Here is a 23,661-nt window from a genome sequence, read left to right as displayed (position 1 = left end):
TGAAGCTAACTATTATGTCGGAAACGGAAAACACCTCATCAGAACAACAAGAAACACAAGCGCCAAATAAGCGTCGTTCTTGTAAAATCTTTTTAGCCAAAGCAGCCTTTACTTTAGGGACGCTCGCCGTATTTTATGGCGGCTATTTAGACTGGCAAATCCGTTCAAAAATGGATGGCCAAATTTGGCGTTTACCGGCAGAAGTGTATAGTCGTTTAGAAAGCGTAAAACTGTCTGATAATCTTTCTTTTGACGAAGTGATTCAAATCTTATTGGATAACGAATACCGTCAAACTACTATGATTGCAGCACCGGGCGATTTTAAACTCGAAGATGATACCATCGTGTTACTTCGTCGCGCGTTCCCTTATCCGGACAAGCCAGAGCCTCAACGAGTATTACGTTTACGTTTTACCGATAACAAACTTTCTCGTATTGAAGATTTAGTCAACGTCAAAGCGGTTGATGAATTCCGTCTTGCGCCTAAATTAATTGCCATGTTGGAATCAGACAATGAAGAGCGTTTAGCGATTCCATTACAGCACTACCCTCGCTTACTCATTGATGCCTTATTACTGACAGAGGATCGCCGTTTTTATGATCATAACGGGATTAACCCTATCGGTATTATGCGTGCAATGATTGCCAATATTAAAGCAGGTCAAACAGTTCAAGGTGGTAGTACGCTCACTCAGCAATTAGTGAAAAACTTGTTCTTATCCAGTGAACGTTCTATTACGCGTAAAGTTAATGAAGCGTTGATGTCATTAGTATTAGATTGGCGATATGATAAAAACCGTATTTTAGAAACCTATCTAAACGAGATTTACCTTGGTCAAAATGGTGATATCCAAATTCACGGTTTTGCATTGGCTAGCCAATTCTATTTTGGTCGATCTATCCGTGAAATTAGCCTAGATCAAATTGCCCTTTTAGTTGGCATGGTGAAAGGCCCCTCCCTTTATAATCCATGGCGAAATCCACAATATGCACTCGATCGTCGAAATGTGGTGTTAAAACTGATGCTTGATCACCAAATGATTGGGGATGAGTTATATGAGATGTTGAGTAAACGTCCATTAGGAGTACAAGCTAAAGGACAAATTTCACGTAAATACCCTGCTTTCATTCAAACATTACAAGCGGATCTTCGTCGTCAATTAGGGGAAAATAAAACCTCTGCACTACTTGGTGCACGTATTTTCTCCACCATGGATTTAAAACAACAGGAACAAGCTGAAAATGCTGTGGTGAATACAGTTAATCAATTGCAAATACAAACTAAAAATCCACATTTAGAAGGCGCAATGATTGTCGCGGATTATCACTTGGGTGAAATACGTGCTGTTGTCGGTGGATTACAAACAGAATATGCCGGATTTAACCGAGCCTTAATGTCAAAACGTCAAATTGGTTCTTTGGTAAAACCATCCATTTATTTGACCGCACTGATGAATCCGGAACAATTTCGTTTAAATACGCCAATTCAAAACCAGCCAATCACGATTTATGTTAAAGGTAGCCAACCTTGGCAACCTCGTAACTACGATCGCAAATATAGCGGTTCGGTGATGTTGATGGATGCCCTTGCTCGCTCGCTGAATATTCCAACGGTAAATATTGGGATGAAAGTCGGTTTAAGCAAAGTGATCGATACGCAAAAAGCCATGGGCTGGGATAATGTAACGATTCCAAAAGTGCCTGCAACCTTGCTCGGTTCTTATAGTATTTCACCTTATGATGTGACCAAACTCTATCAAACTATTGCAAATCAAGGTGGCAAAATTGAGTTAAGTACCATTCAAAGCATTGCCGATCGTCAGGGGAATATTATTTACGAACACAATACAGTACCGGATCAAGTGGTGCCGAGAGAAGCCGCCTATCAAACCTTGTATGCGATGCAGCAAACCGTAGAACGTGGTACCGCGCGTAGCTTACAAAATGATTACGCAGATCTTCGTCTTGCAGGTAAAACAGGCACGACCAATGATGCCCGTGATACTTGGTTTGTCGGTATTGATGGTAAAAATGTCAGCACCATTTGGCTAGGTCGTGATGATAACGGTGAAACCAAATTGACAGGTGCTTCAGGTGCATTACAAATCTATAAAGATTATTTAAACCGTGTTGTCATTGAAAAACTAAAACTCGGCCAACCTTCTACGATTAAATGGGTTGGCATCAATGCTTACGGTAGTTGGAGCTGTGGTAGTAATCGAACAATTCCAGTTTGGGCAAATAAGGATCAAAACTTCTGTGCGTCTGCGCAAACAACGAGTACGGCGACTGCTACCGCTGCACAAACTACGCAATCGCCACAGCCTGATCAACCAGAATCACCAAAACAAGAAAGTGTATGGGATGTGTTAGATAATAAAGCGCCTGTTGAAGAAGCGGCACCCGCTCAATAAACTCGCTTATTTTGACCGCACTTTAATATCTCGATAAAGCGCCTAACAAGGGCGCTTTATTCTTTTGAGCATAAAATAACCATCTAGGATTTCCACCTCTTATGAATTTTTTGATCTCAATCACAAAAATTAGAATTATTTATTGTCATTTCACTGATATCAAAGGATAATCATGAATAGGAATTAATTTCATTTGAGGTAATGAGGTAAATAGACGATGCTATCCCGTTCTATTCGATTTTTCTTTTTAATTTTTTCACTCGCCTTTTCTTCTTCACTCCTTGCACAAGATAACTATCAACAATGGGTTGATGATATTACGGCTCGCTTAGATAAAACGTCTCAACTTATCCAACAAGGAAATACAGATGACGCCCGAACTGAAGTGCAAATGGCTTATTTTGAAGTCTTTGAAAATCTAGAAGGTCCAATTCGCATCAATTTCTCCGCACAAAAAAGCTACCAAATGGAAGCCACGTTTGGCGAGATCCGTAAAATGATCGGTGAAGGAAGCTCACAAAAAGAGATTCAAGCTAAAATCGATCAACTTAAAAAAGAATTAAAAGAAGTGTTGCCATCTCTGGTTGAAGGTCATCAACTCAATGCCGATGGACAACATGGTGTTTATGATAATCAAGCGATTGCCCCTTATTGGCAACAAAGTTTTAAAACTATTGATGACTTAATCGCTCAAGGGCTTGAAGCGTATCAAAATGGTGATCTCGCTAACGCGAAAAAATTGTTCCAACAAGCACAATATGATGGCTATAAAAACTCAGAAATGGAAATGTCCATTCGTCAAAATCGCTCTGCAGAAATTTCAGCGACAATTAATCAACAGTTTTACAATATCATCCGTTTAAGTGAACAAGCCGATCAAATCACAGAAATTGGCTATCAAAGTACGCAATTATTACAAGATATTGAAGAAAACTTGCCTAACCTGCCAACGACACGTGAAGAACAAAATGTTCAATCCAATGCAGCGCAGCAAGCAACAGATAATCAACAAGAGCAAGATTGGAATAAGATTAAACAAGAGATCAATCAACGTATTCAACAAGCTATCGCGCTCTATCAACAAGGTGAAAGCAAAAAAGCCATTCTTTCCGTACAAGACACCTATTTTGACGTGTTTGAAAGTACAGGGATGGAAAACAAAATTGGCTCTCGTGATAGCAATTTTAAAGCGGAACTTGAAGGCTACTTTACTCGTTTAGTGAGTTTAATGAAAGCTGAACAAGGTGATAAGTTACAAGCACAAGCTGATGGTTTAGACCAGAATCTAACTAAAGCGGTTGAAATGTTACAGGGTGGAGAACAAAGTGATTGGTCGATGTTCTTATATAGCCTTTTAATCATCCTTCGTGAAGGTTTGGAAGCCTTGTTAATTGTTGCGGCTATCGTGACTTACTTAATTAAAAATAACCACCAAGATAAATTGCCAGTTATCCGTCAGTCTGTTTATGTGGCATTAATTGCCAGTGTGATTACCGCATTTATCTTCCAACTTATCTTTGAAAATTCAGGTCAAAACCGCGAATTGCTAGAAGGCTTTACGATGATTTTTGCCGTCGTCATGCTCTTTATGATGAGTTACTGGTTATTGTCTAAAGTCGAAGCACAAAACTGGAAACGTTATTTAGAAGGTAAACTCTCTACTGCCCTCACTACTGGATCACTCATCGGCTTATGGCTTACCAGTTTCTTAGCCGTATATCGTGAAGGAGCGGAAACGGTATTGTTCTACTATGCCCTCGTGGGTGATGCGAAAAGTGCGGTCAGTTTTATCTACCTTTTCGCAGGTATCATTGTCGGTGTAATTATTCTCACCATTTGCTACTTCGTGATGCGTTATACCGTAGTGAAATTACCGCTTAAACCATTCTTTATGTTCACGGGTTCTTTCATGTATTTAATGGCCTTTGTATTCGCCGGTAAATCTGTTTTAGAACTCATTGAAGGCAAACTTTTCGAGCCAACGCTGATTAGCGGTGCGCCTGAAATTTCGTGGTTAGGTATTTATCCTTATATGGAAACCCTAATCCCACAAGCAATCTTACTCATCGCTGCCGTATTTGCTCTGTTTATTATGAAATATCAAAGCAAAAAAGCCGCGTAATACCCAACAATCCTTTAGGAGAAAAACAATGAAAAAAGCACTTTTAGCAACAGCATTATTTGCGGGTATTTTCACCGCGTCTACTGCTAACGCATTCCAAGAATATCCAATCGGTGAAGCGGTAACCATGAATGAAATGGAAATTGCGGCGGTTTATCTCAAACCAATCGATATGGAACCACGTGGCATGGGTTTACCTGCTGCGAAATCAGATATCCACTTAGAAGCGGATATCCATGCAGTAAAAGGTAACAAAAATGGCTTTGGTGATGGTGAATGGATGCCTTACTTAACTATCAACTATACTTTAGTGAATACCGATACTGGTGAAAAACAAGAAGGTACTTTCATGCCAATGGTAGCAGGTGACGGTCCTCACTATGGTGCAAACGTGAAAATGATGGGCGTGGGTAACTATAAATTAACTTACCACATCGACCCACCATCAAAAGCAGGTATGCACCGTCATACTGACTCTGAAACGGGTGTAGGCCGTTGGTGGAAACCATTTGATGTAAGCTATGAATTCAAATTCACTGGCATCAAATAATCTAAGGTAAATATTAATTTTACCGACTTGCCTTCCCTTGTATTTCAGGGGAAGGCAATAGCATTTCATTTAACCTTAAAATATCGTCTGTTTTATCCTATTAAATGGTCAAACTATGAATTATTTTTTTACTTTCCTGCTTCAAGCACTTTTACCTTTTTCATTATTGCTCGGTGTTTATCACAGTAAACAATCCTCTGTAAGTGCAAAAAAAATAATTTGGCTTAGCCTATTCGGTTTTATTGCCGGTATCGTATTGCGCCTTAGTTTACCTGCGGGACAAATCACCAATTTAATCGTCAATGGCGTAATATTGGTGCTCTTGATTATCTTTACCTTATGTTTAATTTTCGGCAAAGGTCGCTTACCAGTCTTTTGGCAAACCATATTAATGCTTATCGCGGGAAGCTTCTGGGCAAAAGATCCTAATATTACTGCCCTCGTTTCTACTGATGTTATCAATACTGATTCGATCTTACATATAAGTGCGGTCATTTTTGCCTTTGTTTTTTGTTTATGCTTACAAGGCTGGATCTATTTACTTCTAAAACAAGCGGTAAAAACACAACAAAAATCAACCGCGCTTTTAAAGGGTGCAATTAGCCTTCTCTTAATTTGCTTACTTGTTCCACTTTTTGGCGAACTCTTATTAATTTTAATGAAACTTCAAGTGCTTGAACTCACCAAACTACGTTTAAGCTTTGTTGCGAAATCAGGCGAAATCACTCGCTGGTTAAATTACATCTGTGCCGCCTTACTCTTCGTTGTACTTGCCATCTTCTACGGCAAAATTCATTTATCACGCAAGCAACAAGTTAATGCCACACAAGAACCCATTGAAAAACGCCAGAAATTAGCTGCATTGCGTAACTCCTCTCGCTTACTTGGATGGGGCTATTTGGCCTTGGCAATTATTTTTGCTACACAACTTTATTGGGAGCAAATTGCTTCTCGTCCACCACAACTTTCAGAAGCAATTCCTCTGACCTTAGATGAAAAGCAACAAGTCCATATTCCAATTGAACAAGTAAAAGACGGTAAGTTACACCGTTTTGTCTGGATTGCTGATGATGGTAAAGCCGTGCGTTTTTTTGTTATTAATCGTCAACCGGATAAATTAAGTCTAGCTGCAGTATTTGATGCCTGCTTGCTTTGTGGTGACCAAGGCTATGTTATGGAAGGTAACCAAGTCGTTTGTGTGGGCTGCGGCGTACATATGTTTATTCCATCTATTGGTAAACCGGGTGGCTGTAATCCTGTGCCGATTGAAGATTGGCAACAAACTGAGACTGAAATTCTCATTAATCGAACCAGCTTAGAAGAAGGGTTAAATTTATTTAGCACGATTATTGAAATCGATGTAAAAGATCCGATTAGTGGTACCCAAATGAAAAATACTAAAACTGAGCACAAATATAATTACGAAGGTAAAACTTACTTCTTTGAAAGTGAGAAAAATCTTGATTTATTCCGTGATAACCCTGAAAAGTATTTAGGTAAGGGGGAATAATGCTAGCAAGAATGTTATTTCAATCTTGGCGTTTCAGCATTAAACGTAAACTGTTGGCTGTTATTACTATTTTCTTAGCGGCTGGCTTAGTCTCTGCGCTATTAGCTGTTTCTATTGATATTGGCGACAAAATGGCAAAAGAGCTCAAGTCTTACGGAGCCAATATTTTAGTTGAACCCGCAAGTAATGCAGCCCTACCTGATGAACTTAGTCATAACGCAGATTTAAGCAGCCAAGATTTTCTCGATGAAAAAGAACTGCCTAATATTAAAGATATTTTCTGGCGAAATAATATCGTAGGTTTTGCCCCCTTATTAAGTGCAGATGTAAAAGCTGAAATGCTTTCCGAAAAAACTCACGATAAATCAACCGCACTTGGACAAATTAATGTGCTAGGTACGTTTTTCGATCACAACATCCCTGTACCGGATGAAGATGATTACCACACAGGACAAAAAATTATTAGCCCTTATTGGCATGTTCAAGGGGAATGGGTAAACGATCTTGAAACACCAGAAGGTGAATTTATTCCTGCGCTCATTGGTGAACAATTAGCACAACGAACTGGCCTAAAACAAGGCGATAAAATCAAACTTTACTATCAAAATGATGAACTTAATAATCAAAGTGCGGTTGAAATTACCGGGATTTTATCCACAGGTGGTGCTGAAGATAATCAATTAGTCATGCCACTCAATGCTGTGCAAAAATTACTGGGGTTAGAAGGGAAAATTCAATCAGTCAAAGTCTCTGCGCTTACCGTACCTGAAAATGACCTTTCTCGCAAAGCGCGTGCCAATACCGATGCATTAGATGCCGAAGAGTACGATCGTTGGTATTGTACGGCTTATGTTTCGTCTATTTCACATCAGTTAGAAGAAGCCATTTCTGGTGCCATTGTTCGCCCTATTTGGCAAGTTGCCGCGTCAGAAGGTGTGGTCATTGGTAAAATTCAGTTATTGCTTGCTGTCGTTACTCTCGCTGCTTTAATCGCGGCAGCCATGGGAATTGCCTCATTAATGAGTACAGGGATCATTGAGCGCTCAAAAGAAATTGGGCTAATGAAAGCCTTAGGCGCATACCAATGGCAAATCGCCTTATTATTTTATTGTGAAGCCATTATCAGTGCCTTAATTGGTGGATCGCTTGGTTGTATTGCTGGATGGAGCTTAGCAGGATTTATTGGTTCAGCGCTATTTGGCGTACCATTGAGTTTCGCTTGGATTGTCATCCCTTGTGTATTGATGCTGTCTATTTTAATTGCTGTGGTGGGCACTTGGTTCCCAGCCCATCGTATTGCCAAACTTTACCCTGTGGAGGTGCTGTATGGCCGCCAATAAAAGTATGTTTTGGCGTTTAATCTTCCAAGCATTACGCCTACGTTTACAACGAGTATTTATTATCTTCTCTGCGCTGACTGTCGGTGCGTCTATTGTAACCGCAATGGCAGCAGTATATTTCGATATTAATACCAAAATGAGTCAAGAGCTCCGTACTTTCGGGGCAAACTTTTATATTGGTGCAGCCAATGGTGGATTGATGAAAGAACGCCAATTAAAGCAAATCCTACACAACGCCCCAGATAATTTCATCACAGCCGCCAGCCCTTATTTATATGGTGTTGCACGAAGTGATTTAGAAAAAATCGTCATTATGGGCGTGTGGTTTGAAGATATGCATGTTCTGGCACCTTATTGGCAAATTACCGGCTCAGCCATTAATGTGAATTTTGATGATCGCAATGCCATGATTGGGAAAACCTTAGCTGAACGACTCAATTTAAACGTTGGAAGTAAATTAACTCTGTCTAAAAATGCGGTTGAAAAACATGAATTCACGATAAAAGGTATTGTTGAGGCAGGCGATGCCACAGACAACATGTTAATCGTTAGCTTAGAATTTGCGCAAAGTTGGTTAGATAAAGAAGGCTTGGCAAACAACGCCTTGCTCAATGTCAAAAATGAACAAGGTAACGTCGCACAGTTTGCACAAGACATTATGCAACATCAACCTGATCTGACTGCCCGCCCGATTCGAAAAGTCTCTGCTTCTGAAGGGCAGATTTTAGATAAAATCAAAGGCTTAATGGGGTTAATCTCATTGGTTATTTTGATTCTCGCCACCCTTTGTGTAAACACCACATTGATTGCGATTGTTGGTGAGCGAGCAAAAGAATTTGCACTACAAAAAGCCTTAGGCGCCAAACAAAGTGACATCATTAAACAGATTAGTACTGAGATCCTCATCATTGCACTTTGTGCAATTGTTGCGGGACTGATTTTCGGCTACATCTTGGCACAATTACTTGGATTAACCGTATTCAAATCTTATATTGATATGCGTCTGCCGGTTATTCCAATTACTATCGTCTTATCGTTATTGGTTGCCTTTATTGCGGTGATTGTACCAACCAAACGAGCTTTAAATATTCAAACCGCAAATGTATTAAAAGGGGAATAAAATGAGTGAATTTGTAATTGAAACGCAACATTTATATAAACGATTCGGGCAAGTCACGGCTTTAGAGGATATTAATATTCAAATTCGCCAAGGTGAGTTTATTGCAATCATGGGGGCATCGGGTTCAGGTAAAACGACACTCATGAATATTCTGACCGGTTTAGATACCGCCAGTGAAGGTAAAGTCATTTTAGATGGTGTCGATGCGGCACAACTGGATGAAGTGGGTCGTCAGCGTTTTCGTGCAGAAAAAATTGGTTTAGTCTTCCAACAATTCCATTTAATCCCTTATTTGACCGCACTTGAAAATGTGATGCTCGCACAGCACTATCATAGTGTGATTGATGAGGTGGCGGCTAAAGCGGTACTCGAACAAGTGGGATTAGGTCATCGTATTGATCATCGTCCAAGCCAACTTTCTGGAGGCGAACAACAACGGGTATGTATTGCTCGTGCATTAGTGAACCAACCACCCGTTATTTTTGCCGATGAACCTACGGGTAACCTCGACGAAAAAAATGAAGCGCTCGTACTGGATTTACTACAAGAGTTAAATCGCCAAGGTAGAACCATTGTGATGGTGACACACAACCCAGAATTGGGTGAGTTGACTGATCGTGTTATTTATCTCCACCACGGAAAATTTGTAAAAGAGGAAATTCATGAAAAATAAATTCGTCAAACTACTTGCCATAAGTGCGGTCATTTTTGGCAGCGTTTCTTGTAAAGATGAAGTCGCTGCAATTGGTCAAAAAGCACCAGACATCGCTGCCTATGATTTACAAGGTAAAGAAGTGAAACTTGATGATTGGAAAGGCACTCGCTTACTGACATTCTGGTCTGAAACCTGTGGACGATGTGTCGCAGAATTAAAAGAATTCGAAAAATTGGCCGAAGCTAATCCAGATAAAGTTCAGCTTATCGCCATTAATGTAGATGGCGATAAAGTGGATACCAAAGCCGTGGTCGCCAAACGTCAGCTTACGTTACCGGTTATCAAAGACCAATTAAAAATTACTGCTGAACGCTATCAGCTTATCGGTACGCCAACAAGTTTTGTAATTACACCTGAAGGTAATATTCAGGCTAAATATGAAGGCGCGATTCCCTCAGAAGATTTAGATAAATTATTTAAAGGCTAGCCAAAATGAAAAAACGAATTTACTTACTCTCTACACTTTTACCTGTTTTAGGCTTTTTATTTGCCCCTCCTGCCCTTTCTGCCGAAGCTGACTTAGTGAAAGCAGAAAAGGTATATAAACGCTCTTGTGCAACTTGTCATGGGAAACAAGGCGAAAAACCAGCGATGGGTGAATCCAAAATTATTAATCAATTAAAACCAGAAGAAATTTCAACCGCACTTTTAGAACGAAAAGCAGGAAATATTCCTAGTGCAGGAAGCCCGGCAAAACAACGTTTAAGTGAGCAAGATATTCATAATTTAAGTGAATATATTCAAACACTAAAATAGTTTTTGAATTTTTTTTAAACTAATTCTAAAATATACGGTCTTAGAAGGGGCTTAGTTTTACAAGCTAAGAAATTTTTATTATATCAATAAAGGATTTTTTATGAACAAATTCACTAAAATCAGCGCAACTGCATTATTTGCATTATTCTTAACTGCTTGTGATAAACCAGCAGATAAACCGGCTCCAGCAAAACCTGAAACCACTCAGCCTGCGCCGGAAGCTAAACAAGAAGCAGCTCAACCTGCTGAAGCAGCAAAACTAGCTGAAGCAACACCAGCGCAAGAACAAGCTGACTACAACAAACTACTTGAATGGAACGCAAGCCAAGCGCAAGCTCAAATGGCTGCTCAACAAAAACTTCAATCTGATTTAACTGCTGCTGTTCAAGCAAAAGATGATAAAAAAATTGAAGAAGCAATCAAAACGTTCAACAAAACTGTTGAAGATACAATTGCAAGCTTAGATAAATTAGATATTACAGCACCTTCAGTGAAAAGCATTAAAGATCAAAATAAAGAAGTGCTTGCATTATCAAGCGAATTATTAGTTGATCAATTAAACTTAGCAACTAAAGCGCCAACTGAAGAACAAACTAAAGCTTACCAAGCTAAAGTTGAAAAACTACAAGCTGCAGTAGCTAAATTACAAAAAGACGGTGCTGATTTAGCACAAAAATTTGCGCCTGCAGCACCAGCTGCTCCAGCCGCTCCAGCTGCAAAATAATTAATCGTTAAAATGAAAAAAACCTTACTGTAAAAAGTAAGGTTTTTTTATGCGCTTATTTTAGTATTCTGCTTTTCAACACATCCACAAATCGCTCTGTCAACCCATCCCAACGATCTAAATATAACGCAGGCTCAATCAACTCTAATTCATTCAATAAAAATGTATTGTTAATAATCGTTCCATCTACTCGTGCATAGACAGGCATCTCTGGCAATTTATGTAAAACATGGCGCGCTGTTTCAATAATATGACGATCAACCTCAACAGGGATAATTTCAACTTTATATTGTGAATTCGCTCGCCATTCATTTTGAGGTGGCTGTCGGCGAATAGCATGACTAAATACACCATTGAAAAAAATCAAACTGGTTTCACCATTTGTGGCCACTTCAGGAATAAACGGCTGTAACACAACTTGCTCACCATACGCAGAAAGATCGGGTAATGCTTCACCTTGTTTTAGTTTTGTCACCAAATTACCGCTCTGCCCTACAGCAGGTTTGATGACAAATTCTGACCAATCTTGGCGTTCAAGTGCGGTCAAAATTTCAGATGTTTTTGCAGAACAAATAAGGGTTGGAATAACATTGATGCCCCAATTCTGCAAATCACATAGATAGCCTTTATGGCTATTCCATAACATTAATTCCGCAGGATTGATGAACGCATTCTTATGCTGTTTCATCCATTGAATAAATTCATTGTAGAAATTCGCATAATCCCATGCTGCTAAAGGCAGAATAAAATGACTCTGTAATGTTTCTTGCCAAGGCAAAAATTGAGTAGGAATACCTTGATTAGAAAGTTGTGTTTGAACAGGAATAAGATTTTGAGGGACCGAAGGATACGTTTTACAAGTGGTAATCGTAAGCATAGTAAATAATAACGGATTTAAACATAAAGAAGATGCGCCAATTATTTAACTGGCGCATCGATTTCAAAGATTATTTTACTTGAGCAAAATATTTTTCAAGACGACCTTTATTCGTCATTGATTTCTTCTCAAGATCTTTCACTACTTTCTCTGCTTGTTCTTTGTTTGGTAGATTATCACCCACTTGAATCACACCATTCATATTCATTGAACGATGTACTGGGCAGGTATAAACATAAACACCTTCTTTATCTAAAGTGATTGTGAGTTCCTGATCTTCTTCAGATTGGAATTTTTGTGCGCCTTCAGGAATCGCTTTACTGTGTACAAAGTGGCTTTTATTTTCTGCACGAAATGTCACCGTATCACCTGGTTGTACTTTTAAATAACCCGGTTCAAAAACCATTGAGCCTTCACTGTTTGAATTCAACATTTTGATGTCATAATGTGCGGCTTGAGCAGCAAAACTTAATCCTAATAATGCTGCAAGTGCGATTTTTTTCATTTTCATTTCCTTCTTAAGAATGCGCTGATTTACGTTGTGGACGAACCACCGGCAAACCTGCACTACATTGTAATAATTCAACGTTTACACAATATAAACGATTAATGGTTTCTACTTGTAAAACATGATGAGCGTCGCCCACGCCTTGCACTTTACCTTCACCAAGTAAAATCAACTCATCTGAAAATTGAGCAGCAAGACTTAAATCATGTAATACCATTATAGTAATCAGATTTTTCTGTTTCGTATAGGTGTAAACTTCTTCTAATAGATTAAGCTGATGATGCATATCTAACGCACTCACCGGCTCGTCCAACATTAAAATCTGTGGCTCTCGTAATAAAACCTGGGCAAACATCACCATTTGACGCTGTCCCCCACTGAGATTCAGAATATCACGATGGGCTAAATGACCAATACCTAATTGAGCCATAATGCTTGCTGCTTCAGTAAGAAGTTCATCGCTTACTCGCATCGTTAGACTATCCATTCGTCCCAAAAGGACAACTTCAAGTGCGGTCAAACTTGCATCTACTCGGCTATCTTGAGGCATATAGCCAATGGGTTTACGCCAATCGGCTAACTTCGTCCGTTCTAGCTGTTTGCCTTGATAGGTAATCATTCCTTCATGTGGTAATTCACCAAAAATGGTTTTCAGCATGGAGGATTTTCCTGTGCCGTTTGGCCCAAGTACCGTATACACTTTGCCTTCCTCAAAACGGACATTAATGTGATCCGCAACGGTGAGATCACCTCGTTTTACCGTAAGATTCTTTAATTCTAACATTATTGTCCCCGCTTGTTATTTAAAATAATCCAAAAGAAGAAAGGCACACCAATAAACGAGGTAACGATCCCCACGGGGAATAATGCGCCAGGGATAATGACTTTGGATAATACCGAAGAAAGGGATAAGAATGCAGCACCGACTAACATTGCCCCCGGTAAGAAGAAACGTTGATCTTCACCAAGCAACATTCGAGCAACATGTGGTGCAACTAAGCCGATAAAGCCAATCACGCCCACGAAACTGATTGCTGTCGCCGTCATCATAGCGACAAGAACTAAAACCTTAATACGTAATACTTGCAAATTGATGCCAAGACTCGCCGCTCGATCTTCCCCTAAACGAAGTGCGGTCAATTTCCAAAGCTCTTTTGAAAGTAATGCGACACAAATTGTAGTTACGACAATAATGATGATTAAGCTTTGCCACGTCGCTTTATTTAAACTACCAAATAGCCAGAATAGGATTTGTTGTGAGACTTCCGGCGCCGAAATAAATTGCACCAATGAAAGTAAGGATTGGAAAATAAAGAGCAATGCAATCCCCACCAACACGAGCATTTCAGAGCTAAAACGACGTTTAGAGGCAAATAAGAAAAGAATCCCCGAGGCAAGCATGGTCATGACAAACGCACCAATTGGTACGGCAACTTGTACGGGTAAACCAAAACTTCCGAAAGCAATCACAACAGAAGCCCCAAAACCTGCCGCAGCCGCAAGACCTAATGTATAAGGACTTGCCATCGGGTTATTTAATAAGGTTTGGATCTCCGCCCCGCCAACAGCCAATGTTGCCCCGACTACAAGCGCCATCAATGCCATGGGTAAACGTAAATTATGCACAATATTGTTCGTCATTTTATCGACTTCACCAATGCCGAATAAGGCGTTCACAACTTCCGACACCGATAGCATCGCAGGGCCTGTCATCACATCAAGGATTAGACTGACCACGCCAATAGCAAGAAAAGATAAAATAACAAACCAGCGTTTGCGTTCAAGCTTACGCTGGTTAGCCACAATATCTGCTACAACAGAATTATTTTTCATGAATTAACGCTTCCCTTATTTGCTTTCAGGGAAAAGATAAATCGTACCTTCCGGGGTAACCGGTAAGTAGTTTTTATAGAAGTTTAAGTAAGTTTGTTGAGGATCTAAATCTTTAAACAGATCAGGATAAGCGGCTTTAGCCACAAACTGAACAGAAGCACTGTCTGATAAAGTACGAGAGTTCGCATGATAGGCTGCATAAACACGGTTGTTTTTCACTGCCGGTAATTCAGCCCAACCTGCACGATGTTTGAATGCGTTTAAACGACGTTCCGCTTCGGCTTTTTCAATACCAAAGCCCATTACCATACCGTCTTGATTTTTCTTCAATTCAGTTTCACGGCCTGTAATAATAATTGCATCCGGTTTCGCGGCTAACACTTTCTCTGCAGCCAACGTACCCCATTTGCCAATTTCTGCCGGCGCCACGTTTTCTGCACCAACAAGGCTAATCATAGAGCCCCACATGCTAGAGAAAAACGTCATCCCTTGTTCAGCTGGGCCACCACGACCAAACTCCACGTACACTTTCGGTTGTTTTGCTAATTTTGCATTTTTAACCGTCGTCTGGATATGTTCAACAATGTCTTTATATTCTTTCGCAATTTTTGCTGCGCGATCTTTCTGACCTGTTAATTCGCCAATAATTTCAGTAGATTTAATGTGCTTATCTAAGGTTTGAGCATTGTAATCTAATACCACAATTGGAATACCCGCTTCATTGATAGCATCTAAATCAGATCCTAGCATTTCGTACTGCCAATCAGCTAAGACTAAAAGATCTGGTTTTAATGAAAGCACTTTTTCTACAGAGAACGTGCCTTCCTCTACTTCACCCACATCATCTAATTGATTCAATTTTGGTACCGCTTTGCTGAATAACTCCCAGCTTGCTGGTGCCCAAGAAGACCATACTTTCTTAGAAAAACCGACAACGTTATCTAACGCTTTGTCACCACCAACTGCCATATAATCTTGGTAATAGAAACCAAGTACCACACGTTTTGCCGGTAAATCAACGGTGACTTCACGATCAAGTATATCTTTTACTTTCACGGGATCAGCATTGGCAAAACCTGCACTTAAACCAAGAATAGTGGCAATCGCTACAGTTGAAAAACGTCTTTTCATAAGAAAAATCTCCTGAGTAAAATTAAACAATTTAAATGATAATAATTATCGATGCGTATAATAGCGAAAACGATTGCTAAATTCAACTCAGGCGTTTAATTATTCTTCGTAAGCTTCGTCAGTTAACGTTTTTAAGAATGCTTCTAATGCATTAATCTCTTCATCTGTAAGCGGTTTGGCTTTTAAAACATCAGGATTAATGGTTTGAGCATATTCGGCTTTATCCCACGCTTTTCCTGTTTCAGGATTAATTTTACGATTAGGATTATTAAAACTGTCTTTAAATAGCAAAACGGTTTTTAGATCACGGAAAACGCCGTTATGCATATAAGGTGCTGTGACGCTAATATTACGCAATGTTGGCACTTTAAATTTGCCTTTTTGCTTTTCATCACCTTTCACCATAGGATTATCCAATAATCCATTATCCACAAAATCTGCCGCAAGTTTATTCAACTTAATTAACGCTTGGTTACTTGGTACGCCGATATTGAAATAGCGGTAATTCGTAAAGGTTTCTTTTGCTGAATTCGCTTCACTTGATTGGTGGCAGTTACTACAATTTGTGCGTGTTTTATCGAAAAATAATGCCTTACCTTCAGATTCAAGTGCGGTCAATTCTGCTTCACCTTTTAAAGCACGATCATATTTTGAAGAGAATGGCGCAAATAATTCCTGTTTTTCGAACTCGCCAATGGCTTTTTCCATAATGGCATAAATCTTGTCGGTATCAGCCCAAATGCTTTCGCCATAAAGATCTGTAATAGGTTTGTAATAGGTCGGATCTGCTTTTAAACGTTCAACAATAGCTTTCTTAGCTGGCATACCCATTTCTACTGGGTTTACTGGTGGTCCACCTGCTTGCTCGGCTAAATCTTTCGCACGACCATCCCAGAACTGTCCGCCTACATAATCTTGAATTTTTTTATCGAAATGAAAATCCGGTGAGAACATTGCATAAAGCGCAGTATTGGCATTGCGATTACCATGAAGATGGGGATTATCCCCTTCTGAGACTATTTGGTTTGCAGAGTTTTTACGTTGATCCACAAAAGCGGTATCTGGACTATGACAGGTTGAACAGCTTTGTGTTTTATTAAAAGAAATCGATTTATCAAAAAACAACACTTCACCGAGTGCTTTATAATCCAATTCTTTTTTCGCTGCTTGATCAGCCAATACATAATTACTTTGCATCAGGGGGGCAAACAATAAAATAGAAAGCCATTTTTTTTGCATCGTTTTCTCCAAATATTCAAATTATAGATAAAAAATAATCCAACAAAGCTTTGTTGGATTATAAAAGGAAAATAATTTTCTACAAGCCGGTGGCCATCTTAATGCGATCAGCAAACATACCGATGCTCACGCCGAAGTAATTTGATTTGTTCCAATCTAAAATCGTGCGGTAGTTATTGGAAACCAAGAATGCGCGACCAACTTCTTTATCAGGGCGAACTAGCCAAAGATCAGCTTGAGAAAGCGCGGCAAGTTTATCTTGTTCTTGTTGGCTAAAGCTCGCTAAAGTGACGCCTTTAGACTGCCAGTCGCTGAGTGAACGTGCTTTATTCTTCTCAATACCAGAAAGCGATAAATCTAATGGTTGATTTAATGTTACTTCAACGCCCCAAGGCAATTTGTTATCCCAACCTACAGTGTGAAGATAATTTGCAATTGAAGCAAACGCATCAAATTGGTTCGTCCAAATGTCCTTCACACCATCATTATTGCCATCTGCTGCATAATTTAAGAATGCACTTGGCATGAATTGGGTTTGCCCCATTGCGCCAGCCCAAGAGCCTAACATTTTATTGCGTTGAATATGATCACGTTCTAACATTTTCATCGCATTCACAAATTCTTTGCTAAATAAGGCTTCACGTCTACCATCAAAGGCTAATGTGGCTAAAGCTGATAGTACATCATAGCTACCTTGATAATAGCCAAAACTACTTTCCATACCCCATAAAGCAAGAATATATTCTTGTTGAACGCCATAGCGTTGGCTTGCTTGTTGTAATGGCGCTTGGACTTCCCAATAACGCTCTTCGGCAATGTCTACTTTGTTTTGGGTCAGTACTTTATTCAAATAATTCGTTGTACCGTTTGGGTTCGGTAACTGTGGTTGATCCGCATTACGTTGGCTTCTCCCCGCTTGTGCACGATCCAAATCTACAGCCTTTTGCATATATTGAATATTATTTTGTGCATTCAATACTGACAACGATACGCCTTCAGCAGCCGCTTTGCCTTTTAAGAACTGAACATAATCATTAAAGTTATCTAAAGTTCTTGGTTTGCTATAAACAGCATTACTGCTTACTGACGGAATACTTTTCGTGGATGACGTTGTCGTTGTTGTCGTATTACTTGAACAACCCGCCAATAAAAGTGCGGTCGATAATGCCGTCATTTTTAACGTTGAGATTAAATTCATTTCTTTTCCTTTTTTAATGATCAAAATATCGCATTATTTGCGTAAAAATTTGTTATAAACAGCTTTCAATAATGAGGTTGGTAATAAGCGAGAACCTGAGCGCAAGGCAAAGGTGAATAAGCCTGAAAATAAGCCTTGAATACCTAAGCGATGTTTCAATTTAAATAAACGCCATTCTGCTTTCGCTTGGTTTAAACCACGACGACGCCCTACCATGCCATTACCCACGCGGGCATAAACTAAAATGTCCGGCAAGTTTGCCACTTTTTGACCTTGCGCCACGAGCTTAATCCACAGGTAATAATCTTCCTGTAAATCCTCATATCCACCACAATTAATAACCGCACTTTTTTGATATGCCACCGTCATGTGATTGAACGGACAACGTTTTTGGGTAAATTTAACGATATCTTGTGCTTCAGTCGGCACGTTACGATATGCCACGATGTCTTGAATATTTTCGCCAAACTCAGCAATCTGTCCTCCGAAAATAATTGTATCCGGATGTTGCTCAATAAACGCCACTTGTTTCGCAAAACGCTCAGGCACACAAATATCATCGGTATCCATACGGAAGACCCAATCGTGCGAACAATGTTTTAATCCTTCATTGAGCGCTTTACCTAAGCCTAAGTTCTTTGGCAAGTTCACTAAGTTTAAGGGTAATTTGGTTTCGAATTCAGAAACCACGGCTTCCAATTCTGGCGTTACCGCACCATCAAACACCAACACAATCTCATCTGCTGGATGGGTTTGAGCCACTAAACTTTCAAAACATTCTCTTAAATATTGTGGGTTTTCCTTAATATATAAGGACATTAAAACTGAAAATTTCATACTTCTCTCTCGTAGAGATTCTCTCTACAGCTATTACAAATTAATTAACATTAAGGCAATGATCATCTGAATAATTGTACTTTAACCATACGCCTTCATTACTATCATAGATTTTTATTAAATTTCTATCTTTACAAAAATAGCCATTACTAATAGCCACATACCCATTCTTCTTCACAAGTTCAGTATAGTGTTCTTTATCGCCAGAAAGTAATATACCTATCTTATAATATTTAAAACTCTCCATTTTTATTATCTTTGATGATAGCTTTTCTTTATAGATTGCTGAAAGTAATCGAATCCCTGCCTTTTCTCTAACATCTTGTTTTTGAGCATTAGGGCTACAAGAATGAATTAACGTTACTACAAAAAAAAGCATCAATATAGAGATGACTAATATATTCTTTCTCATTCGAACTACATAAACCGTTTCAAATTAATTGCCAATTTAGGTGAAATTAGAACCACAAAGGCAATAATTAGCTGCTTAATACTTTTCGTTAATTTAAAAATTTCAAAATAGTAAAAAGCCGCTTTACGGGATAAATTCATAATATGTGGGTAAGCCAACATATATTGTGCGTTGATAGCAAAATTCTTTTCTTGCTCTTCCGTTTTCACATAATGTTCACGGATATAATCAATCGCTTTTTGCGTATTAGTCGTATCCGTTGATACGCTAGAACGCTTGGTATGGAACGTACAATAAGTCAACGGTTCTGCCACTTTGCACGCTTTAAATGTTGGATCTTGTACAAGTTTCAGCAAAAAGTCGTAATCTTCCAATGAACGAAGTGCGGTGGATAATCCGCCAATTTTTAAAAACAGATCTTTTTTCACCCCAATCATCGGCATACCACCGATTTTATTCGCCAGTAAAATTCGCTCTACGCTAATCTCTTGTGGCTCAATGGGGTTAGTCACATAGCTAAAACCTTCATTCACCATTTCACATTTTGCTGGATGATAAACAAAGTTAACATCAGCATGCTCGACAATCACATCGGCTAATTTCTGACATTTATCATTTGCAAAACGATCATCGTCATCAAGGAATAACAGCCATTCATTATCGGCATTTCTTGCCCCGATATTACGGCTTTCTGCCGCCCCTTGATTGGTTTCGTTACGAATCACTTTAACTGAAAATGGATACGATTGTGTCACTTCAACGGGTTCTTTTGAGCAATCATCCACAATCACCACATCAAAATTATAGGTGGTTTGCTTGGTTAAACTTTCCAATAAGGCAGGAATTTCTTCTTTCCGATTATAAGAAGGCACGATGATACTAAACATCTTTCGGCTCCTTTTGTTTAAATAAAATAAGTTGTTTACCGTGAGTGCCAAAAAGCGATAAGAACATCAGCATGACAAACATAATACCTGGGAAAGCAAAGGTGTCCGCTTTGATATTACAGAACGCTAAAATCACGAAGGCAGAAAGGATAAATTTCCAGCTACCATCAAACCAGTTTAAGGCGACTTTGCGTACAAAATAGAATGTCACGGCAAAACACACTAAAGCATAAGACACACCACCATAAAGAATTTGGCGTAAGAAACCAGAGTCTGTATGTCCATAATAACGACCAACTTCTAACTCACCTGTCATATACATACCATCGCCATAAATGAACTGCTTAAGTGTTGGCATAAAGAGATGGTTTTTCATCAATGTATCCGTTGACGAACTGACAAATCCTGCACCATGTAATAAATTAATCACGGGCTCTAAAGCATGTGCTACATAAGGATTTTCAGGTAAGAAATAGGCCAGTAATAATACCAAAACAGCAAATGCAATGAGTGATGGCACATAACGCCATTTGAAATACACTAAAATGCTCACAACCGATAACAGAAGGAATGTACGTCCTGAAATCAAGCCAATACATAGCATAAAAAACACTAAAATACTTGGAAGCGTATTATGTTTAGCGTTGTAAGCCAGTAAGAAATGCAACAGCATCAAATAGAATAAACTCAGTTGAAAAAAGGCGGTTGCGGTGATGTTATATAAGCGATACTCCTGCTCTGAACCATAAAAACGTGCGGGCAACACCGCATTGGTTGAAAGCAAGAAATCAATCATAAATGATGCACCGAGTAAGCCAATCACGCCCACAACAAACTGCACCACCACACCAAATTGTAAATCACGCACCACCTTCAGTTGACCATTTACATTGGCATAGAAGGCATTATAAAGTCCCACGCCGAAGATAAATAAAATCAGCTCTTTCACATACATGGTGATGACAGAAAAATCTCGCGTACCGTTAACTAAAAGCGGAATCACACTAAATGCAATCAGCCCAATGATAACGGCTAAACTATCCACTGGCACGGTAATACCTTGTGGTTTCTGCTTTTTAAGATACTGATAAGCCAATACAGCCAATGCCGCTAAACCAGCGACGAATGACATTCGTACGACATGAAACAGCCAAGGATCGTAAAGATAAAAAAGATTAAAAAGTGCGGTCATTTTTACGTTATTTTCCTAAATTCTTTTTCACTGCTAAGATTTTTTTGAGTGGATATTTAATTAATTTCTTCACTAAATTATTAGATTTTGAACCACGAATCGCTTCCAAATTACTCACTAATTGTGGATTTTCAATGGCTACAAGCGGACGAACCACATTGTTATTAATCTGGAATTGGGTTTCAAATAATAAGAAATCATCAGCAAGCCAAAACGGTTTTTCTTGTTCGAGTTGCTTTAAAAATGCACGTGCCGCTGATTTTTTGATTAAGTATGCCACCGTACCTGCAAAATAGCTTTTATATGGATAAGCCACGGTGACATTACCAATAGTTTGGCGCAAGAATGAAAAAGTGGTTGGATAATTAATTTCTAATTCCACATCATTAAATTCAGCAATTTTTGACTGCCCGATTAATACAATATCCGCATCACACTTTTCGGTTAAGAGTACGATCGTTTTTGGCGATAAATTTGAATTGAATAACGCATCATCTTCACAGACTAACGCATAGTCATTTCCCGTCACATTTTGATCTTCTACGATCTGACGATAAACCGCTAAATGACTTAATGTACAACCAATTTCGCCTTTTGTGACGTTGCGCCCATAATGCTGTTCAAACTTCGTTGGATTGAATACTTCTGCCAATTCATCCCACTCTTTTTGCATGGTATTAATCGCTGAAAATACAACGAAATCTGCTGTATCCGGTTGAGCAAAAAACAGCTCACGACGCTGAACATCTTTATCTAGTGAAATCAAATATTTATTCATAATTATCTCAAATTTGGTTTTTGCAGTATTTTGATTACAACAAACGGAAATAGTTGCAAATTATACTAAAGAAATAGTCCAATGGCATGGCTTTTAGCACAACTTTAAAAAGCCTTAAAAAAATAACCGCACTTTAAATGCTTAAAGTGCGGTCTATTTTAAATGGATTAATATGTTATTTCTTTCAATTAGAAAATTGCAGTCGCTAAACCGACTACAACACTTAAAGAAAGCACTACAGCTAACATTGCGTAACCAAAATCACTCATTTTAATTTCCCACTTGTTTAGTTAAAGATAACCCATTCTAACAATAAAGCACGTTTTTTCAAAAATTTTTTATAATTTACTTAACCTATTTGGTGACAGTCTTTATAATAGGAAAAATTCTCTAGAGGCAAAATTATGGCAACAATTAAAGATGTCGCAAAAATGGCTGGTGTTTCCACCACCACTGTTTCACACGTAATTAATAAAACCCGTTTTGTAGCAAAAGAAACTGAAGAGGCGGTGATGCAAGCCATTAAAAGCTTAAAATACTCACCAAGTGCTGTTGCTCGGAGTTTGAAAGTCAACACGACAAAATCCATAGGGATGATTGTTACCACCAGTGAATCCCCTTATTTTGCTGAAATCATTCATGCCGTTGAAGATCATTGTTATCGTCAAGGCTATTCACTTTTTTTGTGTAATACACAAAATGATCCTGAAAAAATTAAAAACCACGTCGAAATGCTTGCCAAAAAACGCGTAGATGGTTTATTGGTCATGTGTTCTGAATACACACAACATTCACTTGATGTGCTTTCTAGTTTCTCGTCTGTGCCGATGGTGGTAATGGATTGGGGGCCAAATACAGATACCGATATCATTGAAGATAACAGCTTTACGGGCGGTTATCTTGCTACTAAACATTTAATTGATTGTGGTCATAAAGAGATCGGTCTTATTGCGGGTGAATTAGATAAAACGACTGCAAGAACCCGTTACGAGGGCTTTGTAAAAGCCATGAATGAAGCCAATCTACCAATCCATGAAAATTGGATTATGGAAGGTTTCTTCGAACCAGAGGACGGTTACGAGTGTATGAATAAAATTCTTGCACAAGACAGCCTACCTACTGCCGTATTTTGTTGTAATGATGTGATGGCATTAGGTGCAATTTCTGCGATTACGGAAAAAGGCTTGCGTGTGCCTGATGATATCTCGATTATTGGCTATGATAATATTCACTCATCGCGTTTCTATGCACCACCACTCACAACGATTCACCAATCGAAGTCTCGTTTAGGTGCACAAGCGGTTAATCTTTTATTTGAGCGTATCGCCAATAAAGATAACAATAATCACGAAAAACACCGCATTGCGATCCATCCTGAACTCGTCATTCGAAAATCAGTTCGCAACCTTAAATAAACATTAAACTTTTTGACCACACTTTGAATTTTATCTAAAAAAGTGCGGTCATTTTTTTACTTATTTTAGCCTTTTTTGATTTAATGCAAGTTTTTGATGTATA

Annotated in this window: 23 protein-coding genes; 11 read left to right on the top strand and 12 right to left on the bottom strand. The window is 38.9% G+C overall.

Going from position 1 to position 23,661, the window contains the following annotated elements:
- Window positions 1-14: 14 nt before the first annotated feature.
- The 10 genes from mrcB to AC979_RS05765 all read left to right on the top strand — a co-directional run bounded on the left by mrcB (window position 15) and on the right by AC979_RS05765 (window position 11,251).
- Window positions 15-2,414, top strand: a complete 2,400-nt coding sequence (gene mrcB / locus AC979_RS05810) for a penicillin-binding protein 1B (protein WP_049373328.1) — start codon at window positions 15-17, stop codon at window positions 2,412-2,414.
- Window positions 2,415-2,631: 217 nt separating this feature from the next.
- Complete coding sequence (locus AC979_RS05805) at window positions 2,632-4,536, top strand: FTR1 family iron permease (RefSeq protein WP_049373327.1); 1,905 nt, start codon at window positions 2,632-2,634, stop codon at window positions 4,534-4,536.
- A gap of 28 nt (window positions 4,537-4,564) precedes the next feature.
- Window positions 4,565-5,086 carry an iron transporter gene (locus AC979_RS05800; RefSeq protein WP_005696223.1) on the top strand — a complete coding sequence of 174 codons (522 nt, stop codon included), beginning with the start codon at window positions 4,565-4,567 and terminating at the stop codon, window positions 5,084-5,086.
- Between the two features lie 115 nt (window positions 5,087-5,201).
- Window positions 5,202-6,596: a Fe-S-containing protein gene (locus AC979_RS05795; protein WP_049373325.1), complete on the top strand. Its 1,395-nt coding sequence runs from the start codon at window positions 5,202-5,204 to the stop codon at window positions 6,594-6,596.
- Entirely contained in the window at window positions 6,596-7,936 is a 1,341-nt protein-coding gene (locus tag AC979_RS05790) for an ABC transporter permease (RefSeq protein WP_049373323.1), read from the top strand. The genes AC979_RS05795 and AC979_RS05790 overlap by 1 nt, the downstream gene beginning before the upstream one ends.
- The gene (locus AC979_RS05785; RefSeq protein WP_049373321.1) at window positions 7,923-9,056 is read left to right on the top strand and encodes an ABC transporter permease; all 1,134 of its coding nucleotides are present in this window, start codon (window positions 7,923-7,925) and stop codon (window positions 9,054-9,056) included. Before AC979_RS05790 ends, AC979_RS05785 begins: the two co-directional genes overlap by 14 nt.
- Before the next feature lies 1 nt (window position 9,057).
- A complete protein-coding gene (locus AC979_RS05780) occupies window positions 9,058-9,729 on the top strand; it encodes an ABC transporter ATP-binding protein (RefSeq protein WP_049373319.1) in 672 nt (223 codons plus the stop codon).
- Complete coding sequence (locus AC979_RS05775; protein ID WP_049373317.1) at window positions 9,719-10,198, top strand: TlpA family protein disulfide reductase; 480 nt, start codon at window positions 9,719-9,721, stop codon at window positions 10,196-10,198. The genes AC979_RS05780 and AC979_RS05775 overlap by 11 nt, the downstream gene beginning before the upstream one ends.
- 5 nt (window positions 10,199-10,203) lie before the next feature.
- Window positions 10,204-10,527, top strand: a complete 324-nt coding sequence (locus AC979_RS05770) for a c-type cytochrome (protein WP_049373315.1) — start codon at window positions 10,204-10,206, stop codon at window positions 10,525-10,527.
- A 100-nt stretch (window positions 10,528-10,627) separates the two neighbouring features.
- On the top strand, window positions 10,628-11,251 hold the full coding sequence (locus AC979_RS05765; RefSeq protein WP_049373312.1) for a hypothetical protein: 624 nt from the start codon (window positions 10,628-10,630) through the stop codon (window positions 11,249-11,251).
- 55 nt (window positions 11,252-11,306) lie between these two features.
- Here AC979_RS05765 and AC979_RS05760 read toward each other — a convergent pair whose 3' ends face one another.
- The 12 genes from AC979_RS05760 to AC979_RS05705 form a co-directional block, all read right to left on the bottom strand.
- Entirely contained in the window at window positions 11,307-12,128 is an 822-nt protein-coding gene (locus AC979_RS05760; RefSeq protein WP_049373310.1) for an ATP-grasp domain-containing protein, read from the bottom strand.
- Window positions 12,129-12,198: 70 nt separating this feature from the next.
- Window positions 12,199-12,633, bottom strand: coding sequence for a pseudoazurin (locus AC979_RS05755; protein ID WP_049373308.1), 435 nt, complete (start codon window positions 12,631-12,633; stop codon window positions 12,199-12,201).
- Between the two features lie 13 nt (window positions 12,634-12,646).
- Window positions 12,647-13,420, bottom strand: coding sequence for an ABC transporter ATP-binding protein (locus AC979_RS05750; protein WP_049373306.1), 774 nt, complete (start codon window positions 13,418-13,420; stop codon window positions 12,647-12,649).
- The gene (locus AC979_RS05745; RefSeq protein ID WP_049373304.1) at window positions 13,420-14,469 is read right to left on the bottom strand and encodes a FecCD family ABC transporter permease; all 1,050 of its coding nucleotides are present in this window, start codon (window positions 14,467-14,469) and stop codon (window positions 13,420-13,422) included. The genes AC979_RS05750 and AC979_RS05745 overlap by 1 nt, the downstream gene beginning before the upstream one ends.
- Window positions 14,470-14,484: 15 nt before the next feature.
- The gene (locus AC979_RS05740; RefSeq protein WP_049373302.1) at window positions 14,485-15,600 is read right to left on the bottom strand and encodes an ABC transporter substrate-binding protein; all 1,116 of its coding nucleotides are present in this window, start codon (window positions 15,598-15,600) and stop codon (window positions 14,485-14,487) included.
- Window positions 15,601-15,699: 99 nt separating this feature from the next.
- The gene (locus AC979_RS05735; protein ID WP_049373301.1) at window positions 15,700-16,839 is read right to left on the bottom strand and encodes a cytochrome-c peroxidase; all 1,140 of its coding nucleotides are present in this window, start codon (window positions 16,837-16,839) and stop codon (window positions 15,700-15,702) included.
- A 79-nt stretch (window positions 16,840-16,918) separates the two neighbouring features.
- Window positions 16,919-18,037, bottom strand: coding sequence for a lytic murein transglycosylase (locus AC979_RS05730; protein WP_049373298.1), 1,119 nt, complete (start codon window positions 18,035-18,037; stop codon window positions 16,919-16,921).
- Window positions 18,038-18,070: 33 nt separating this feature from the next.
- Window positions 18,071-18,874 carry a glycosyltransferase family 2 protein gene (locus AC979_RS05725; protein ID WP_049373297.1) on the bottom strand — a complete coding sequence of 268 codons (804 nt, stop codon included), beginning with the start codon at window positions 18,872-18,874 and terminating at the stop codon, window positions 18,071-18,073.
- Between the two features lie 40 nt (window positions 18,875-18,914).
- Window positions 18,915-19,286 (bottom strand): hypothetical protein, encoded by a 372-nt coding sequence (locus tag AC979_RS05720; RefSeq protein WP_152670488.1) that lies wholly within the window; start codon window positions 19,284-19,286, stop codon window positions 18,915-18,917.
- A gap of 5 nt (window positions 19,287-19,291) precedes the next feature.
- Window positions 19,292-20,173: a glycosyltransferase family 2 protein gene (locus AC979_RS05715; protein ID WP_049373294.1), complete on the bottom strand. Its 882-nt coding sequence runs from the start codon at window positions 20,171-20,173 to the stop codon at window positions 19,292-19,294.
- On the bottom strand, window positions 20,166-21,365 hold the full coding sequence (locus tag AC979_RS05710; RefSeq protein WP_049373291.1) for a hypothetical protein: 1,200 nt from the start codon (window positions 21,363-21,365) through the stop codon (window positions 20,166-20,168). Before AC979_RS05710 ends, AC979_RS05715 begins: the two co-directional genes overlap by 8 nt.
- Window positions 21,366-21,372: 7 nt before the next feature.
- The gene (locus tag AC979_RS05705) at window positions 21,373-22,143 is read right to left on the bottom strand and encodes a glycosyltransferase family 25 protein (RefSeq protein ID WP_049373289.1); all 771 of its coding nucleotides are present in this window, start codon (window positions 22,141-22,143) and stop codon (window positions 21,373-21,375) included.
- A 404-nt stretch (window positions 22,144-22,547) separates the two neighbouring features.
- Here AC979_RS05705 and purR point away from each other — a divergent pair, with 404 nt between their 5' ends.
- Complete coding sequence (gene purR / locus AC979_RS05700; protein ID WP_049373287.1) at window positions 22,548-23,558, top strand: HTH-type transcriptional repressor PurR; 1,011 nt, start codon at window positions 22,548-22,550, stop codon at window positions 23,556-23,558.
- Window positions 23,559-23,661: the final 103 nt, after the last annotated feature.

It is taken from the genome of Parahaemophilus parainfluenzae (assembly GCF_001053575.1).
In the GTDB taxonomy this organism is placed as follows: Bacteria; Pseudomonadota; Gammaproteobacteria; order Enterobacterales; family Pasteurellaceae; genus Haemophilus_D; species Haemophilus_D parainfluenzae_S.
This window is presented reverse-complemented; position numbering and strand designations above follow the sequence as displayed.

What these genes read in the sequence shown, in the direction of transcription:
- AC979_RS05750 (WP_049373306.1), bottom strand. Translation starts at nt 13,420, where the DNA reads ATGTTAGAATTAAAGAATCTTACGGTAAAACGAGGTGATCTCACCGTT.
- AC979_RS05740 (WP_049373302.1), bottom strand. Translation starts at nt 15,600, where the DNA reads ATGAAAAGACGTTTTTCAACTGTAGCGATTGCCACTATTCTTGGTTTA.
- AC979_RS05730 (WP_049373298.1), bottom strand. Translation starts at nt 18,037, where the DNA reads ATGAATTTAATCTCAACGTTAAAAATGACGGCATTATCGACCGCACTT.
- AC979_RS05805 (WP_049373327.1), top strand. Translation starts at nt 2,632, where the DNA reads ATGCTATCCCGTTCTATTCGATTTTTCTTTTTAATTTTTTCACTCGCC.
- AC979_RS05705 (WP_049373289.1), bottom strand. Translation starts at nt 22,143, where the DNA reads ATGAATAAATATTTGATTTCACTAGATAAAGATGTTCAGCGTCGTGAG.
- AC979_RS05795 (WP_049373325.1), top strand. Translation starts at nt 5,202, where the DNA reads ATGAATTATTTTTTTACTTTCCTGCTTCAAGCACTTTTACCTTTTTCA.
- AC979_RS05745 (WP_049373304.1), bottom strand. Translation starts at nt 14,469, where the DNA reads ATGAAAAATAATTCTGTTGTAGCAGATATTGTGGCTAACCAGCGTAAG.
- mrcB (WP_049373328.1), top strand. Translation starts at nt 15, where the DNA reads ATGTCGGAAACGGAAAACACCTCATCAGAACAACAAGAAACACAAGCG.
- AC979_RS05775 (WP_049373317.1), top strand. Translation starts at nt 9,719, where the DNA reads ATGAAAAATAAATTCGTCAAACTACTTGCCATAAGTGCGGTCATTTTT.
- AC979_RS05755 (WP_049373308.1), bottom strand. Translation starts at nt 12,633, where the DNA reads ATGAAAAAAATCGCACTTGCAGCATTATTAGGATTAAGTTTTGCTGCT.
- AC979_RS05790 (WP_049373323.1), top strand. Translation starts at nt 6,596, where the DNA reads ATGCTAGCAAGAATGTTATTTCAATCTTGGCGTTTCAGCATTAAACGT.
- AC979_RS05800 (WP_005696223.1), top strand. Translation starts at nt 4,565, where the DNA reads ATGAAAAAAGCACTTTTAGCAACAGCATTATTTGCGGGTATTTTCACC.
- AC979_RS05770 (WP_049373315.1), top strand. Translation starts at nt 10,204, where the DNA reads ATGAAAAAACGAATTTACTTACTCTCTACACTTTTACCTGTTTTAGGC.
- AC979_RS05710 (WP_049373291.1), bottom strand. Translation starts at nt 21,365, where the DNA reads ATGACCGCACTTTTTAATCTTTTTTATCTTTACGATCCTTGGCTGTTT.
- AC979_RS05785 (WP_049373321.1), top strand. Translation starts at nt 7,923, where the DNA reads ATGGCCGCCAATAAAAGTATGTTTTGGCGTTTAATCTTCCAAGCATTA.
- AC979_RS05715 (WP_049373294.1), bottom strand. Translation starts at nt 20,173, where the DNA reads ATGTTTAGTATCATCGTGCCTTCTTATAATCGGAAAGAAGAAATTCCT.
- AC979_RS05735 (WP_049373301.1), bottom strand. Translation starts at nt 16,839, where the DNA reads ATGCAAAAAAAATGGCTTTCTATTTTATTGTTTGCCCCCCTGATGCAA.
- AC979_RS05720 (WP_152670488.1), bottom strand. Translation starts at nt 19,286, where the DNA reads ATGAGAAAGAATATATTAGTCATCTCTATATTGATGCTTTTTTTTGTA.
- AC979_RS05780 (WP_049373319.1), top strand. Translation starts at nt 9,058, where the DNA reads ATGAGTGAATTTGTAATTGAAACGCAACATTTATATAAACGATTCGGG.
- AC979_RS05765 (WP_049373312.1), top strand. Translation starts at nt 10,628, where the DNA reads ATGAACAAATTCACTAAAATCAGCGCAACTGCATTATTTGCATTATTC.
- purR (WP_049373287.1), top strand. Translation starts at nt 22,548, where the DNA reads ATGGCAACAATTAAAGATGTCGCAAAAATGGCTGGTGTTTCCACCACC.
- AC979_RS05725 (WP_049373297.1), bottom strand. Translation starts at nt 18,874, where the DNA reads ATGAAATTTTCAGTTTTAATGTCCTTATATATTAAGGAAAACCCACAA.
- AC979_RS05760 (WP_049373310.1), bottom strand. Translation starts at nt 12,128, where the DNA reads ATGCTTACGATTACCACTTGTAAAACGTATCCTTCGGTCCCTCAAAAT.